The sequence below is a fragment of the Streptomyces sp. NPDC127117 genome, from assembly GCF_042677325.1.
Classification (GTDB): Bacteria; Actinomycetota; Actinomycetes; order Streptomycetales; family Streptomycetaceae; genus Streptomyces.
In genome coordinates, this window is the sequence record NZ_JBHXTM010000001.1 from 346408 (window position 1) to 360220 (window position 13813).

The 13813-nt window shown below is 69.9% G+C and carries 12 protein-coding genes and 2 pseudogenes; 4 read left to right on the forward strand and 10 right to left on the reverse strand.

Annotation, left to right across the window (positions count from 1 at the left end; translation table 11 throughout):
* Positions 1 to 42 precede the first annotated feature (42 nt).
* Both ACFVH0_RS01605 and ACFVH0_RS01610 read right to left on the reverse strand, forming a co-directional pair.
* Positions 43 to 606 carry a YdeI family protein gene (locus ACFVH0_RS01605; protein ID WP_385817412.1) on the reverse strand — a complete coding sequence of 188 codons (564 nt, stop codon included), beginning with the start codon at positions 604 to 606 and terminating at the stop codon, positions 43 to 45.
* A 483-nt stretch (positions 607 to 1089) separates the two neighbouring features.
* Positions 1090 to 1335 (reverse strand): annotated as a pseudogene (locus ACFVH0_RS01610) (VOC family protein); the annotation flags it as partial.
* 791 nt (positions 1336 to 2126) lie between these two features.
* Here ACFVH0_RS01610 and ACFVH0_RS01615 point away from each other — a divergent pair.
* The 4 genes and pseudogenes from ACFVH0_RS01615 to ACFVH0_RS01630 all read left to right on the forward strand — a co-directional run.
* Positions 2127 to 2432 carry a hypothetical protein gene (locus tag ACFVH0_RS01615; protein ID WP_385817413.1) on the forward strand — a complete coding sequence of 102 codons (306 nt, stop codon included), beginning with the start codon at positions 2127 to 2129 and terminating at the stop codon, positions 2430 to 2432.
* 342 nt (positions 2433 to 2774) lie between these two features.
* Positions 2775 to 3209 (forward strand): MarR family winged helix-turn-helix transcriptional regulator, encoded by a 435-nt coding sequence (locus tag ACFVH0_RS01620; protein ID WP_385817414.1) that lies wholly within the window; start codon positions 2775 to 2777, stop codon positions 3207 to 3209.
* On the forward strand, positions 3206 to 3646 hold the full coding sequence (locus ACFVH0_RS01625) for a hypothetical protein (RefSeq protein ID WP_385817415.1): 441 nt from the start codon (positions 3206 to 3208) through the stop codon (positions 3644 to 3646). The genes ACFVH0_RS01620 and ACFVH0_RS01625 overlap by 4 nt, the downstream gene beginning before the upstream one ends.
* 37 nt (positions 3647 to 3683) lie before the next feature.
* Positions 3684 to 4001, forward strand: a pseudogene (locus ACFVH0_RS01630) (transposase family protein); the annotation flags it as partial.
* A 153-nt stretch (positions 4002 to 4154) separates the two neighbouring features.
* Here the strand turns inward: ACFVH0_RS01630 and ACFVH0_RS01635 are convergent.
* From ACFVH0_RS01635 to ACFVH0_RS01670, 8 genes are all read right to left on the reverse strand, one after another.
* Complete coding sequence (locus tag ACFVH0_RS01635; protein ID WP_385817416.1) at positions 4155 to 5570, reverse strand: amidase; 1416 nt, start codon at positions 5568 to 5570, stop codon at positions 4155 to 4157.
* Between the two features lie 83 nt (positions 5571 to 5653).
* On the reverse strand, positions 5654 to 7636 hold the full coding sequence (locus ACFVH0_RS01640) for an acetoacetate--CoA ligase (RefSeq protein ID WP_385817417.1): 1983 nt from the start codon (positions 7634 to 7636) through the stop codon (positions 5654 to 5656).
* Entirely contained in the window at positions 7633 to 8226 is a 594-nt protein-coding gene (locus ACFVH0_RS01645) for an RBBP9/YdeN family alpha/beta hydrolase (protein WP_385817419.1), read from the reverse strand. Before ACFVH0_RS01645 ends, ACFVH0_RS01640 begins: the two co-directional genes overlap by 4 nt.
* Positions 8223 to 9509 (reverse strand): MFS transporter, encoded by a 1287-nt coding sequence (locus ACFVH0_RS01650; protein ID WP_385817420.1) that lies wholly within the window; start codon positions 9507 to 9509, stop codon positions 8223 to 8225. The genes ACFVH0_RS01645 and ACFVH0_RS01650 overlap by 4 nt, the downstream gene beginning before the upstream one ends.
* On the reverse strand, positions 9493 to 10368 hold the full coding sequence (locus ACFVH0_RS01655; RefSeq protein ID WP_385817421.1) for a TauD/TfdA dioxygenase family protein: 876 nt from the start codon (positions 10366 to 10368) through the stop codon (positions 9493 to 9495). The genes ACFVH0_RS01650 and ACFVH0_RS01655 overlap by 17 nt, the downstream gene beginning before the upstream one ends.
* 37 nt (positions 10369 to 10405) lie before the next feature.
* Positions 10406 to 11377, reverse strand: coding sequence for a quinone oxidoreductase family protein (locus tag ACFVH0_RS01660; RefSeq protein ID WP_385817422.1), 972 nt, complete (start codon positions 11375 to 11377; stop codon positions 10406 to 10408).
* Positions 11378 to 11403: 26 nt separating this feature from the next.
* On the reverse strand, positions 11404 to 12462 hold the full coding sequence (locus ACFVH0_RS01665) for a 3-keto-5-aminohexanoate cleavage protein (protein WP_385817423.1): 1059 nt from the start codon (positions 12460 to 12462) through the stop codon (positions 11404 to 11406).
* A 172-nt stretch (positions 12463 to 12634) separates the two neighbouring features.
* Positions 12635 to 13654 carry an AraC family transcriptional regulator gene (locus ACFVH0_RS01670; protein WP_385817424.1) on the reverse strand — a complete coding sequence of 340 codons (1020 nt, stop codon included), beginning with the start codon at positions 13652 to 13654 and terminating at the stop codon, positions 12635 to 12637.
* Between the last annotated feature and the right edge of the window lie 159 nt (positions 13655 to 13813).

Below are 13813 nucleotides of genomic sequence, written 5' to 3' on the forward strand. Positions count from 1 at the left end.
TGGAGGGCTACGCGATCACGCTCGGCCTGTTGCAGCGGGCCCTCAGGTTCCAGGTCGCCGGAACGGCTTGATCCGCACCCCCTCCAGGCTGTCGGCGATCAGCTGGTCCAACCGCCGCTCCCGAGTCTCGTCCCGCTTGGCACTGATCACATGGTGGATGGCCGACTTGCGGTAGGACGGCGCCTGCCCGCTGAACCACTCCCACGCCCGCGGTTCCGCTTGGAAGCGAGCCAGCTGCGCCGCCTCGAACTCCCAGACCGGCTTCTCCTCGCGGTCCCGGTCACGGCCTTCGAACACCGCGATGCCGGCCGGCCGCATGAGCCCCTGCGCGGTCAGCTCCTCGATCTTGCGGAGGTTGACCTGGCTCCAGTTGCTGCGCGGCCTGCGCGGGGTGAACCGGATCGTCCAGGAGAAGTCGTCGATCGGGCTCTGCCGGCCGTCGATCCAGCCGTAGCACAGGGCCTGGTCGACCGCCTCCGACCAGCTCAGGGTGGGCTTGCCCGTTCCCTTCTTCCACATGCCCACCCGGCATTCGGAGGCAGTCGCGTGGTGCTCCTCCAGCCAGTCCCGGAACTCCTCAGGACTTGAGAAGAAGGTTGACTCCATGCGCGGTGCTCCCGTCGGTCGTCTCGTCGGTTCCATTGAACCTGTCGGGTACGACAATCCGAGCGTTTCACCGCGCCTCCCGGGATCTGCGCCGGGGTGTCATCACCATGACGGGCAGGCAACCACTGGAGCCGAGCGGGGACGGACCGGCCGCAGGCCCCTCGTTCGAGGGAGCGGAAGAGGCGCGGGCCTCGCCAACGCGAGTGGACAGCTCAGCCCAGAGTGCGCTGACGATACCTTCCTCGTCCTCCGGGATCGGCGCGTTCGGATCGCGAGACGGGCTGTTGATCAACTTAGCCGAATTGTTCTTCGACGCCGCCTCGACACGCCTCGTCTCCTGGGCCAGAGCCCTGGCCGCTGAAGCGGGCCTGGTACCGCTCACGCACCCACGACCGCTACTGCTCGACAGTCCGACGATCCAGCATCACTTCTCCAGGGGCGAGCCACAGGCCATGCAGCCGACAACTCCAAGGAGCCTAGAGAAGGCTCCGGAACCTGCTGGAACCACACCCTCGGCCCACGTCCCGCGGGATCGATGATCGACTCCGGAATATCCCCGGCTCCGGCCGGCAACTCCGCCTCGGGCACCCCCACCGCCGCCCAGTAAGCACGCCACGTGGCGTGGCCGCCCGGCGGAGGCTCAGGCACGTAGCTCAGGGCCTCGGCCCAGAAAGCCACCATTCTCTGCGGATCGGAACAGTCGATCGTCAGCTGCACTGTCATCTCCATGCTCGGAGCATCCCAGGCGGGTCTGACATGGGTACGCGTAGCGGGTTCTGGTGGTCGTGGCTCAGGGTCTGGTTGACGTCCTGCTGGGCTGTCCTGCGGCTGTTCTGTCCGGCTGCCGAAACCCGTTCTCCAAGGCTCCGGCCAGGTGGAACATGACCTGATAGAAGCTTGGCCAGAGGCCCCGCTCAATGTCCTGTCCGACCCACCGGGCCGGTGTCACCGCCGGCCAGGAAGGCGGCTGACAGGATGACAGTGACGATCACGCCCGCCACGGAACCGGATTCGGTGGTTGGCGGAGTGGACTCCCACGCGGACACGATCCACGTTGCTGTCGTCACCGACCGGGGCAGCCACGTCGCCGACGCCGAGTTCCCGACCACGGCAGTCGGATACGCCGCGGCGATCGCGTTCCTGAACGCCCATGGCACGGTGACCGCCGTCGGCGTCGCGTGGACATCCTCCTACGGCCTCGGGTTCACCCGTGCCGCCCGCCGGGCGAGCCTGACCGTGGTCGCCGCAGAACACGACACCCTCAGCGCCGCCCCGGACACCGCCGCCATCGAGAACAACCCCGGCCTGCGCGCCGCGTGCGGCGTGGGCCCCGACACCCTCGGCCGACTCCTGGTCGCCGCACGGCGGCACCCCCGACCGCCTGTGCACGGCGGCATCCTTCGCGGCTCTCCGCGGCGTCGCTCCCGTCCCCGCCTCCAGCGGCAGGGCCAACCGCCACCGCCTTCCCGAGGCGGTGATCGCGGGCCGACGCCGCCCTCTACCAGACCGCTCTCGTCCGGATGTCCGGCGAGGCCCGCACCGGCGAGTGCGTCGCCCGGCAAACCGCGGCCGGACGCACGAAGAAAGAGATCATCCGTCCGCTCAAGCGGGCGATCGCCCGGGAGATCCTCCGCCACCTCACCACACCGATCACCGTCCCGGACGTCTCCGGCCTCCGGCCCGCACGCCTGGCCAAGAACATCACCCTCACGACCGTCGCCGAGCACTTCGGCGTCCGGCCGGCCGTGATCTCCTGCATCGAACGCGGCACCCGCCGCGACGACGGCCTCGTCGGCGCCTGCCGAGACCGGCTCACTGCGACCTGACCGCTCCAGAAACGGATTCGCTCATGAGTGGTGGCCGCTTGAAGGGCCCTGGCCAGGAAGGTCCAGTCCCCTTCCTCGGGGAGCTGCTTCCCGAAGTTTCGATACCAGCCCGGCGAGCCATCCATCCACGCCGCGAGGGCCTCAAGGAAGTGATCGAGGCTCTGGTTCTCCCATTCGTGCCCCCGGCGAAGGTATTCCTGGTGCAGTTCTCGGACGAAGGCGACCAGTTCGTCGCGGCTGCGGACCTCGCTGTCGGGGGTAACGACGTGGGGAGCGATTGAGGTCGGCTGCGGCCGGAGTCTGACTTGCAGCTTGTTATACGAAATCGTATAGTCCGAAATCATGAACTCCGAATCCGTTCCATCTGAGTGGTCGGCCTTGCTCGCGTTGCAGCGGGCCACCCATGCCACCCTGCAAGTGCTCGCCGCGGAGCTCGTCGACCTGGACCTGACCCCCTCCGAGATCAACGCGCTGGCCAACCTTGCCGACGGCCGGGGTCGGACCGTGTCCGAGCTCGGCGTGGCCGTCGGCACCCGCCCCACCACGCTGACGAGCGTGCTGGACCGCCTGGAACGCCGCGGCCACATCACCCGCGGCACCCGCCCGGGAGACCGCCGCGCGGTACTCATCGAACTCACCGCCTCCGGCCGCGTGGCCGCCGCCACGATCCGCCAGGCCATCACCGACCTGGAGCACCGTGCACTCCACGGCCTGTCGGCCGATGCGATCGCCTGCCTGCGCGCCGCGCTGCAGGCCCTGACCGAGGTGCCCTCGTGACCACCCAGCCCACCGGCTTCGACGCACTGATGACCGAAGTGACCGCCACCACAGGGAAGTTCGGCCACCGGGAGCACGTACATTTGACGTGGCTGGCCGTGCGACGGTTCGGCACGCACGCGGCGGTCGGTTTGGTCAGCGACGGCATCCAGCGCACCGCCCGCTACGCGGGCTCACCCCAGAAGTACCACGCGACGGTCAGCCGGGCGTGGGTGGAACTGGTGGGCCACCATGCGGCCGAACGCGGCGACGACGACTTCACCGCGTTCGCCGACCGCCACCCCGTCCTGCTCGACAAGCGCCTTCTGACCCGCTTCTACCGTCCGGCCACGCTGGCCGGCTCACAGGCGAGAACCAGCTGGGTCGAGCCCGACCTCGCCCCGTTCCCATGGGAGGAAACCGATCGGCGGCAACCCCGGGAGGAACAGGCGCGGTGACCGTAACTGGGCAACGGCCGCACGGGTTCAGCAGGTTGTGAAGACTGGCTGGGCCCGTGCGGTCTGTTCCAATCCTGCCCTGACGGGCCTCTCCCGGGCACATCTCGGCGAGTTGATCGAAGAACTGGCACCCAGATGGGAGTCCAGCCACGAATCGGCACTGCGCGAGCGTCGAGGCGGGGAGCGCCGACGTGCCGCCGGGGCCGGCCCCAACCGGCGCCTGGTCTTCATCGACCGGCTCCTGGTCACTCTCGTCGCACTACGCCTCGGCTTGCCCCACGCCGTGCCGGCCCAGATGTGCGGGGTTGACCGTTCCACAGTCTCCGGTGCGGTCCGCGAGATCCGTCCACTCCTTGCGGCACGCGGATTCGCCATCCCCGACCGCCCGGGCCTGCGGCTGCGTACCCTGGAAGACCTGTTCGCCTGCCTCCCCACGCTCGACGATCAATACGAGCATCGCCGGGGGCGGTCGCCGCAACCGCAGGAGGCCCCGGGAGGCGCCGCGATGTCACTGGCCCTGGATGCGCCGGAAGGGCTGCTCCGCCTCCAACGCGAACGCGGCTTCCAGCAGCGTCCGTTCACTGCCGGGGCGGCCGGAGAGCATGACGCCGACGGGCAGTCCGTCCTCGGTCGCGCTCGCGGTGGGCACCGAGACCGACGGGGTGCCGACCACGTTGTCGATGGGCGTGAACGCGACGTACGCGAGGATCCGTTCGATCAGCGTCGGGTAGGGAACGGTGGGGCTGAGGTGGCCGATGGGGGGCGCGGTGTGGGCGAGTACGGGGGAAAGGATGAGGTCGAGCCCGCGGAACGCCGCCGCGTACGCCTCCTTCGTACGCCTGAGCCTCCGCAGCACGCCCGGAGTGCGCCGCCAGTTCTTGAGGTAGGTGTCCCGCAGCCCTCGGCTGAGGCCGTCCATGCGATGGCGGTCGAAGTCGGCGCCGAAGGTCCGGCCTGTGGAACCGATGAGGAACGACAGCAGGCCCCAGTAGGTGAGGAAGTCGTCGGTGAAACGGGCGTCGAGGGCCACCTCCACCGGCTCCACGGTGTGGCCGAGCCGTTCGAACATGGCCGCGGTCGCTGTGACGGCCGCCCGGGTGGCGGTGTCGGCGTGGACACCGTTCGGCGAGTCCAGCAGGAACCCGATGCGCAGCCGCCGCTCCGAGGGCCCTTCGACCAGGCCCAGGGGCGGCAGCTTCGGGTTGCGCCAGTGCTTCTCGGCGGCGGCGAGGAACGCGGCGGTGTCCCGGACGGAGCGGCTCACGACCCCGTCGGTGACGATGTCGAGCGGCAGTCGACGGCTCTCCGCGTTCGCCACGACCCGTCCGCGGGTCGGCTTGAGTCCGACGAGACCGCAACAGGCGGCGGGGATACGGATCGAGCCACCGCCGTCGTTGGCGTGTGCGATCGGCACCGCCCCGGCGGCGACGAGCGCCGCGCTGCCGCCCGACGAACCACCCGCCGAGTACCCCGTGTTCCACGGGTTGCGAACGGGCTCGGCACCCTCGAATTCCGTGGTCGGGCTGAACCCGAACTCGGGCAGCCGGGTCTTGCCCAGCACCGTGACGCCGCTGCTCAGGAACTGCCGGACGACCGGAGCGTGCCGTCGCGCGGGCCTCGGGGTGAAGGCCGCGCTGCCGTGGCCGGTGGGGAGCCCCAGGTAGTCGGTGTTGTCCTTGACGAAGGTCGGTACCCCGGCGAAGGCACCGCCCGCGCGGGTGGTGACCGCCGGGACGTCGACGGGCGTGCGGACCGCGTTGAGCCGTGCTTCGACCGTCCGTACCCGTTCCGCCGCGTCCCTCGCGGCCTCGGCGGCGCCGACCTCACCCCGTCGGATCGCCGCGGCCAGACCGACGGCGTCGTGTTCTCCCAGGGCGTCGTCCCGGAAGGCGTGCACCCTGGTCCGATCCTCGAAAATCGTCATCGCTGCCTCAGCCCCCGCCGTGTGGATGGTCGCCCCATCATTCCTTACCGACAGGTAACACGCGAGGCCGGATCACTGGACGGTCAGTGCAGCGTGCTCCGCGGTGACCCCTCTCCCCTGCCGGTGCGCAGTTCCGCGGCGAAGTCCGCGAACCAGGCCAGCATGTCGGGCCGGTCCACGGCGCCTTCCGTGCTGACGTCGGTGACGCGTGCGCCCTGGAGGATGTGTTTGACGGGGACCTCCAGCTTCTTTCCCGTGAGGGTGCGGGGCACCGCGTCGATGGGCACGACGATGTCCGGCACATGCCGGGGCGACAGGCTCTGCCGGATCGCGCCGACGATCTCGTCGCGCAGGTCGTCGTCGAATCGCTCCCCTTCCGCGGGCACGACGAACAGGGGCATGCAGTAGCGTCCGTCCGGCAGTTCGGCGCCGACGACGAGGCTGTCCGCGATCCGCGGGAGCTGTTCGACGACGGCGTAGAGATCGGCCGAGCCCATCCGCACCCCCATCCGGTTGAGCGTGGCGTCGGAGCGTCCTGCCACCACGACGGAGAGGTCGGTGTCGACGGTGACCCAGTCGCCGTGCCGCCACACGCCCGGATAGACGTCGAAGTAGCTGCCCCTGTAACGCTCGCCGCCGGGATCGTCGACGAAGAACAGCGGCATCGACGGCATCGGCGCCGTCACCACAAGTTCACCCTGCCGCCCGGTACGCGGCTGCCCCGTGGCGTCCCAGGACGCGAGGGCCACGCCCAGGGCGGGCCCGGAGATCCGGCCCGTGCGCACCGGCAGCAGCGGGGAGCCGCCGGCGAGGACCGAGCAGATGTCGGTGCCGCCGCAGATCGACTGGAGGCGGGCATGGGGGGCGAGCCGGTCGTGGACCCAGCGCCAGGTGCTGGCGGGCATCGCCGAGCCGGTCTGCAGGACGGACCGCACCGCGCGCAGCTCCGTATCGGCCGCCGGGTGGGCACCCGCCTTCTCCCCGGCGATCAGATAGGCGGCGCCGACGCCGACGATCGTGGCGCCGGTACGTTCGGCGATCCGCCAGACCCCGTTGATGTCGGGGTGGGTGGGGCTGCCGTCGTACAGGACGAGCGTCGCCCCGTGCAGCAGGCCGGCGACCATGAGGTTCCACACCATCCAGCTGGTGGAGGTGTGGAAGAGATAGCGGTCCCGCGCCCGCAGGTCGACACCGAGCCCGAGGGCCTTGAGCAGTTCCACGACGATACCGCCGTGGCCGTGCACAATGCCCTTCGGTACGCCGGTGGTGCCCGAGGACCACAGGATCCACAGCGGGTGATCGAACGGGACGTCGGCGAATACCGGCCGGGCCTGCCGGCCGGCCAGTTCGGTCCACCTGTGCTGTGTCACATCCGGCCGCCGGGACCATGCCGGACCGCTCTTGGAGGTGTACAGACGGTCGACGGCGATGAGGTGGCGGACCGTGGGCAGGCCGTCCAGGATCTCGGCGGTGTGCGGACGCCGGTCGTAATCCCTGCCCGCGTAGCGGTAGCCGTCCGCGGCGATCAGAACCGTCGGACGCGCCTGGCGCAGCCGGGCGAGCACGCTCGGCGTACCGAAGTCCGGCGAGCACACCGTCCAGATCGCGCCGACGGCGGCGGTGGCCAGGAGGGCGACCACGGCCTGGGGGATGTTCGGCAGGTACCCGGCGACACGGTCGCCGGGGCCCACGCCCATCTCTCGAAGGGTTGCGGCCACGCCGGCCACTTCGCCGGTGAGCCGGTCCCACGAGATCTCCGCCGGGTCGCCCGTCTCGGACACGGCGACGAGTGCCGGGCGTACGTCGGTGGCACGGGCGAGGCACTGCCGGGCGAAGTTGAGGCGCGCTCCGGTGAACCAGCTCGCGCCGGGCATGGTCGCGTCGGCGAGCACCTCGTCGTAGTCGCTGACGGCGTCCAGGCCGTAGTACTCCCACACCGCCGACCAGAAGCCGGGCAGGTCGTCGGTGCTCCACCGCCACAGCCCGGCGTAGTCCGTGAACGAAAGGCCACGCTCATCGACCAGCCATCGCAGGAAGCCGGCGATATCGGAGTCGTGCGCGCTCATGCGGACACCTCGGTGTCCGCGCTCGTTCCGCAGCCGAAGGCGTGGAGCAACTCCGGTGCCTGCGGCCATTCCCCGTAGCCCGACGCGGGGTTGAGGTGTCCGACCGGGCCGAGGTCCACCAGGCGGCTGCCCCAGGCGCGGGCCAGTTCGGCGACCCGGTCGGGGCGGGCCAGGGGGTCGTTCGTGCTCGCCGCGACAATGCTGGGGAACGGCAGGGGCGTACGGGGGACCGGCAGCCATCCGTTCTCCCGCAGGGTCTCCGGGCCGGGGTGGCCGTCGGGCAGTGGGGTGTCGAAGTCCGGCGGTGTCGCGAGCAGCGCGCCGCGCACCGGGTGGCGGTGCCGGGCCGCCCAGTGCACGGTGGTGAGCACTCCGGCGCTGTGCGCGACGAGGACCACCGGCCCCCGGATCCGGGACAGTGTGTCGTTCAGGGCCGTCACCCGCGCGTCGCGGCCGAGTCCGTCGTCCGGCGGAGGCGGCACGGTCACGGCGCCGGCGATCCGGGCGGCGAGTATCGTCTGCCAGTGGTCGGGGACGTGATCGCGCAGTCCGGGCACCAGTACGACCGTAGGAGTGGGGATGGGGTTCATGTCGGGAGCTCCGATCTTCTGAGGGCCCAGGCCGAGAGCGAGACGAGCCCCTTGTCGTAGTGGCGTCTGCCGAGGACGAAGGCCACGCCCGCCACCAGCGAGACGAGCGGGATCACCTGGAGTGCGGCGTGCAGTCCCATGCGGTCGGCGAGCATGCCGGTCACCGCGGGTCCGGGTGCCAGACCCAGCAGACTGTTGGCGAGGGTGAGCGTGGCCATGGCCGTCGCCGCGACGGCGGTCGGGGTCAGGCTCACCACCATGGAGGCGGCAGGTCCCGCGGTGGCGTTGGACAGCAGTGTGCCGACGCCGACGAGGACCAGTTGCGGTGTGCCGGGAGGGAGTTGGAACCCCGCCGTGAGCAGGGTCAGCGATCCGAGGCTGCAGACGATGGCGACGGTCCATTTGAGACGGGGCTTTCCGCGTCCGAGCCGGTCGCAGACCATTCCGCCGCCGACCATGCCGATCCCGGTGATCAGCGCGAAGACGCCGGCGGCGAGCCCGGCCTTGGCGGGCGCCAGGCCGTAGGAACGGTCGAGGAAGCTGGGCATCCAGGCCAGCAGCGCCATCGCGATGAACATCTGCAGTCCGCTGCCGACATAGGCGCACAGCACGGAGACGGAGGAGAACAGCCTCGGCAGGAGCGTCCGCACCGGCCCCCCGATGTCCGGAGCTCCTCCGGGTCCGAAGTCGGCCGTCGCCAGTCTCCGCTCCGTCACGACGACGCCGTAGACGGCAGCCAGGACCAGTCCGAACAGACCCATGACGGCGAACGTCCAACGCCAGCCGAGGTGTTGGGCCACGACTCCGCCGATCGACACTCCGAGTACGGACCCGAAGGCGCCGCCCGCGATGAACGCGCCGGACAGGGTGGCCCGCAGGCCCGCCGGGAACACGCTCAGCACCACCGCGATGCCGACGCTCCCGTACGCGGCCTCGCCCACGCCGACCAGGAAGCGGCCCAGGAACATCTGCCCGTAGCTCGCGGAGACGGCGCAGCCCAGGGTCGCCAGGCTCCACACCACCGCGGCCAGGACCAGACTCCTGACCCGGCCCCATCGGTCGGCGAGCAGCGACAGCGGGAAGGTCAGCAGTCCGACCATCAGGGCGACGATGCCGCTCAGGGAGCCCAACTCGGCGTCGGAGAGCAGCCATTCGGCCTTCAGCAGCGGGAAAACCGCGTTCAGGACCTGCCGGGACATGTAGTCGGAGAGCAGCAGTCCGAAGCTGAGGGCGAACACCAGCCACGCGTAGCGGCGGGTCATCGGCTCAGCAGGGCCGGTCACCGGTGATCCCGGCGCGCTCCATCTTGCGGACGGCCGGCCAGTAGTCCTGCACGGCGTAGTGCTGGGTGGAGCGGTTGTCCCAGATGGCCACGCTGTTCGCGGTCCAGCGCCAACGGACCTGGTACTCGGGGATCGCGGCCTGGCTGATCAGGTAGTTCAGCAGCAGGTTGGCGCCGGGTGCGTGGTCCTGGCCGAACCGTACGTTCCCGGGAGTGTGGTGGTTGACGAAATGGGTGGTGAAGGCGTTGACGAAGAGGATCTTCTCCCCGGTCTCCGGGTGGGTGCGGACAACGGGGTGCTCCGGGTCCGGGTAGCGGGCCTTGAGCCGGTGGCGCTGTTCCGTCGGAAGGACCGCGCCGAAGCTCGCTTCGATGCTGTGCCGGGCGCGCAGGCCGGCGATCTGCGCGCGGATGTGGTCGGGGAGCCTGCGGTACGCCTCTGCCATGTTCACCCAGATCGTGTCGCCGCCCACCTCGGGGGTCTCGACACAGCGCAGCACGGCGCCCATGGGTGGCCGTTCGCGCCATGTCGCGTCGCAGTGCAGGGCGTTCTCGTAGTGCTCGGGCTTGCTGTCCAGGTCCTTGTAGATGCGGACGAGGCCCGGGTGGTCCGGGTCGCTGCCGAGAACCGGGTGGTCCTCCAGCGGGCCTAGGCCGGAGGCGAAGGCGACGTGCTCGGCGCGGGTCATGTCCTGGTCGCGCAGGAACAACACCTTGTGACGGAGCAGGAGTTGTTTGATCTCGGCGTGGAGGGTGGCGTCGTGGGCGGCTTCGCTGAGCTGGACGCCGTGCAGTTCGGCGCCGATGGTGCAGGTCAGCGGTTCGACGTGGATCCGGGTACGGGTGGAGCTCTGCGTCATTGCACTCTCCCTGGGGCGGTCGGAGGGAATGAGGGGTTCAGGGCATGAGGACGGACGAACCCGTGGTGCGGCCCGCTTCCAGGGCCCGGTGTGCCGCCACCGCGTCGTCGAGCGCATAGCGCTGGTCGACACGGATCGCGATCCGGCCGGCGGCGACGTGGCCGAACAGCTCGCCGGCCAGAGCGTGGCGCTCGGCCGGCTCGGCGATGTAGTCGGCGAGGGCGGGGCGGGTCACGAACAGCGATCCGTGGACGGCGAGTTGCATGGCGTCGAGCGGCGGCACGCCGGATGCCGTGCCGAAGCAGACCAGCAGGCCGCGGCGGCTGAGCGAGGCCATGGACCCCGCGACGGTGTCCTTGCCGATGCTGTCGAGGACGAGGGGCACACCCGCCCCGTCGGTCAGCTCCCGTACACGCTCGGCGACGTCCTCCCGGCGGTACAGGATGGTGTGGTCGCAGCCGTGGGCACGGGCGAGTTCGGCCTTCGCCTCCGTGGAGACCGTGCCGATCACGGTGAGGCCGAGCAGCTTGGCCCACTGGCAGACGATCAGGCCGACCCCGCCGGCGGCGGCGTGCAGCAGGATCGTGTCGCCGGGCTTCAGCGGATGGATCCGGCGCAGCAGATAGGCGGCGGTGAGGCCACGCATGGTCATCGCGGCGGCGGTCTCGCAGCCGATGGAGTCGGGCAGCCGGATCAGCGGGTCGGCGGGCATGATCCGTTCGGTGCTGTAGGCGCCGAGCGGGCTGCCGGTGTACGTGACGCGGTCGCCCTGGGCGACGTGCGTGACGCCCGCGCCGACGGCCTCGATGATGCCGGCGCCCTCGACGCCGAGACCGGCGGGCAGCGGAGCCGGGTAGAGGCCGGTGCGGAAGTAGGTGTCGGCGAAGTTGAGGCCGATGGCCTCGTGCCGGACGCGGACCTGTCCGGGGCCCGGGTCGCCGACGGTGACCTGCTCCAGCCGCAGGACATCGGGGCCGCCGGTCTCATGGAAACGGATGGCGTGTGCCATGGGATGCTCTCTTCGATCGGCGGTGGTCAGCGGGTCGTGTCGCGCAGCATGAACCCGCGCTGTCCGGGACGCCGGTTGGGCACCATGCCGAGCCGTGCCAGGGTCTGCTCGGTGTCGGTGTAGTAATCGCCGATGCGGTAGATCTCCTTGGCCTCCGCGCCGCTCGCGATGTCGCGACCGAGGGCGTCGGAGATCCGCACCATCTGCTCGACCTGTCGGACGGAGCTCATGCGCTCGCCCCTGCGCGCCCACAGGTTGTCCTCGTTGCCCACGCGGACGTGCACGCCGAGGGCGATGGCGATGGCGTTCATGGGGGCGACGGCGCGCATCGAGGACTCGATGGTGAGGACGGCGCCGTCGGGAACACGGCGGACGAACTCGATCAGGTCGGCGGGGTGGCGCCCGGCGAACCCGCCGCCGATGGCGACGTAGTTGAGGACCAGCGGGCCTGTGTACACGCCGCTGCGGATGAGGCGCTCGACGGTCTCCAGCTGTGCCATGGTGGCGAGTTGGAAGTGCGGCTGGATGTCGTTGGCGTGCAGGCGCTTCAGGTGTTCGAGGTAGAAGTCGGGACCGGCCTCGACGACCATGTCGCGGTATGCCTTGTAGTAGTCGGGCTTGGCGATGGAGGTGCCGGCCAGGTCGTCGTCCGTCATGATCTCGACGATGTTCATCTGGCTGGTGTTGATGGCAATCGTCACCTGGTCGGGGCGCGGGGTGAGTTCGGCCAGCAGGTGGCGGGTGTCGTAGCTCAGCCATTTCGCATCGGCGCCCTCGTCCTCGGGAGCGAACGAGATGGATCCCCCGATCTGCAGGACCATGTCCGGAACGGCCTCGCGCAGCCGTCCGAGCAGTTCGTTGAACATGGACATGCGCTTGGAGCCGTGGCCGTCCAGCTCGCGTACGTGGATATGGAGCACGGTGGCACCGGCGTTGTAGCAGTCGACGGCGGCCTGGACGTGCTCGTCCATGGTCAGGGGAAGGTCGTCGGCGTCGCCGGGGAGCCACTCCGGGCCGTAGGGGGCGGCCTGGATCACCAGCTTCTCCTGGTTCTCGGGCAGCAGGGAGTCATCGAGGAAGTGCATGGGTCATCTCCTGGTACGCGGACACGGCGGGCGGATGGCCGTCGGGCACCATCCGAACCAACTCGGCTTGTTCACAAGGGCATTGCTCGAAGGCGCTGAGGTGTCCCTTGCGGTACGGCCACGTTAGGAGCGGGTTACGCGCCGCGCTTCACCCGAGGTGACAGAAGACTTGTCACTTGGGGACAGGGCCACCGGCCGCCAGTCGGGTGCGCCACTCGCGTGCACTGGTGCCGAACTGGTCGCGGAACCAGCGGGAGAAGGCGCTGGGGGCGGAGAATCCGAGCAGTCCGGAGATCTCCGTCAGGGACCGGCGCGGGTTCGCCACCAGCTGCTCGGCCAGCTGAGTGCGGGTGGCGTTGACGAGCGAGGAGAACGTCTCGCCGGACGCGGCCAGATGCCGGTGGACGGTCCTGCGGTCGACGCCGAGGCTGCCGGCGACCTGTTCGATCGAGCAGCGTCCGGTCGGCAGCAGGACCTCGATCAGCTCGCGCACGCGGTCCAGCTCGGTGGTCTCCGAGGCCACCGCGATGGACTCGAAATACTGGCGGGCGTAGCCACGCAGGAGGGGATCCGACATCGCATTGGGGGTGTCGAGATCAGTGGCGTAGAGGACGAGGCCGTTGAATTCCTGGTCGAATTCCACCACTGGCCCGAAATGGCGACGGTGTGCCGCGATGTCGCGAGGGGGTCCGTGGGTGAAACACACGGACACCGGCCGCCAGCGGGCACCGAGGAAGACCCGCAGAAATCCGTGGAAGGCGCCCACGGCCAGCTCGACGGCCTGCCGTGCCCGGCGCACCTCACCGAGCTCCAGGCTCACCTTGACGGTGGCGAGCCCGTTCGCCTCGGTGAGCCGGCTGTGCAGCATCTCGTTGTACATGCGCTCGTGGCGGACCAGGAGCCGGATGACGCTGCGGACATCGGGCTCCTCGCGCAGGACGAGGCTGATGGGTCCGAGATTCGAGAAGCGGCGGCGCTCGGCGAGAAGCAGGCCGAACTCGTCGCGGTCGGCGGCCGCGGCGGAGAGTTCGAGGAGCTCGGTGGCGGCTGTGCCGGAGATCCACCGGTCCTGGACGGCGAGCCCGACCGGATCGAGACCGACGCGCTTCATCAGGGCGCGCGGATCGATGCCGAGGGACTGGCTGAGCTCTATGTAGTTGCTCAGTGCGGCGTTGCGGACCAGCGGCTTCATCGGGCACTCCAAGGCTCTGTTCCAGTCGGGGCGCTCCAAGGCTCTGTCCCAAACTGATAAGCGATCTGTCCCGCCAGGTCAAGCGATGCGTCGGACCTTGACCTAGCGTGGCACCACCGCGGGGTCCTCAAAGAATTCCGGAACAAATACCCTGCCAAA

Excerpts from the sequence above, each read along its gene's own strand:
- ACFVH0_RS01605 (WP_385817412.1), bottom strand. The coding sequence starts at position 606 with ATGGAGTCAACCTTCTTCTCAAGTCCTGAGGAGTTCCGGGACTGGCTG.
- ACFVH0_RS01615 (WP_385817413.1), top strand. The coding sequence starts at position 2,127 with ATGTCCGGCGAGGCCCGCACCGGCGAGTGCGTCGCCCGGCAAACCGCG.
- ACFVH0_RS01620 (WP_385817414.1), top strand. The coding sequence starts at position 2,775 with ATGAACTCCGAATCCGTTCCATCTGAGTGGTCGGCCTTGCTCGCGTTG.
- ACFVH0_RS01635 (WP_385817416.1), bottom strand. The coding sequence starts at position 5,570 with ATGACGATTTTCGAGGATCGGACCAGGGTGCACGCCTTCCGGGACGAC.
- ACFVH0_RS01640 (WP_385817417.1), bottom strand. The coding sequence starts at position 7,636 with ATGAGCGCGCACGACTCCGATATCGCCGGCTTCCTGCGATGGCTGGTC.
- ACFVH0_RS01645 (WP_385817419.1), bottom strand. The coding sequence starts at position 8,226 with ATGAACCCCATCCCCACTCCTACGGTCGTACTGGTGCCCGGACTGCGC.
- ACFVH0_RS01655 (WP_385817421.1), bottom strand. The coding sequence starts at position 10,368 with ATGACGCAGAGCTCCACCCGTACCCGGATCCACGTCGAACCGCTGACC.
- ACFVH0_RS01660 (WP_385817422.1), bottom strand. The coding sequence starts at position 11,377 with ATGGCACACGCCATCCGTTTCCATGAGACCGGCGGCCCCGATGTCCTG.
- ACFVH0_RS01665 (WP_385817423.1), bottom strand. The coding sequence starts at position 12,462 with ATGCACTTCCTCGATGACTCCCTGCTGCCCGAGAACCAGGAGAAGCTG.
- ACFVH0_RS01670 (WP_385817424.1), bottom strand. The coding sequence starts at position 13,654 with ATGAAGCCGCTGGTCCGCAACGCCGCACTGAGCAACTACATAGAGCTC.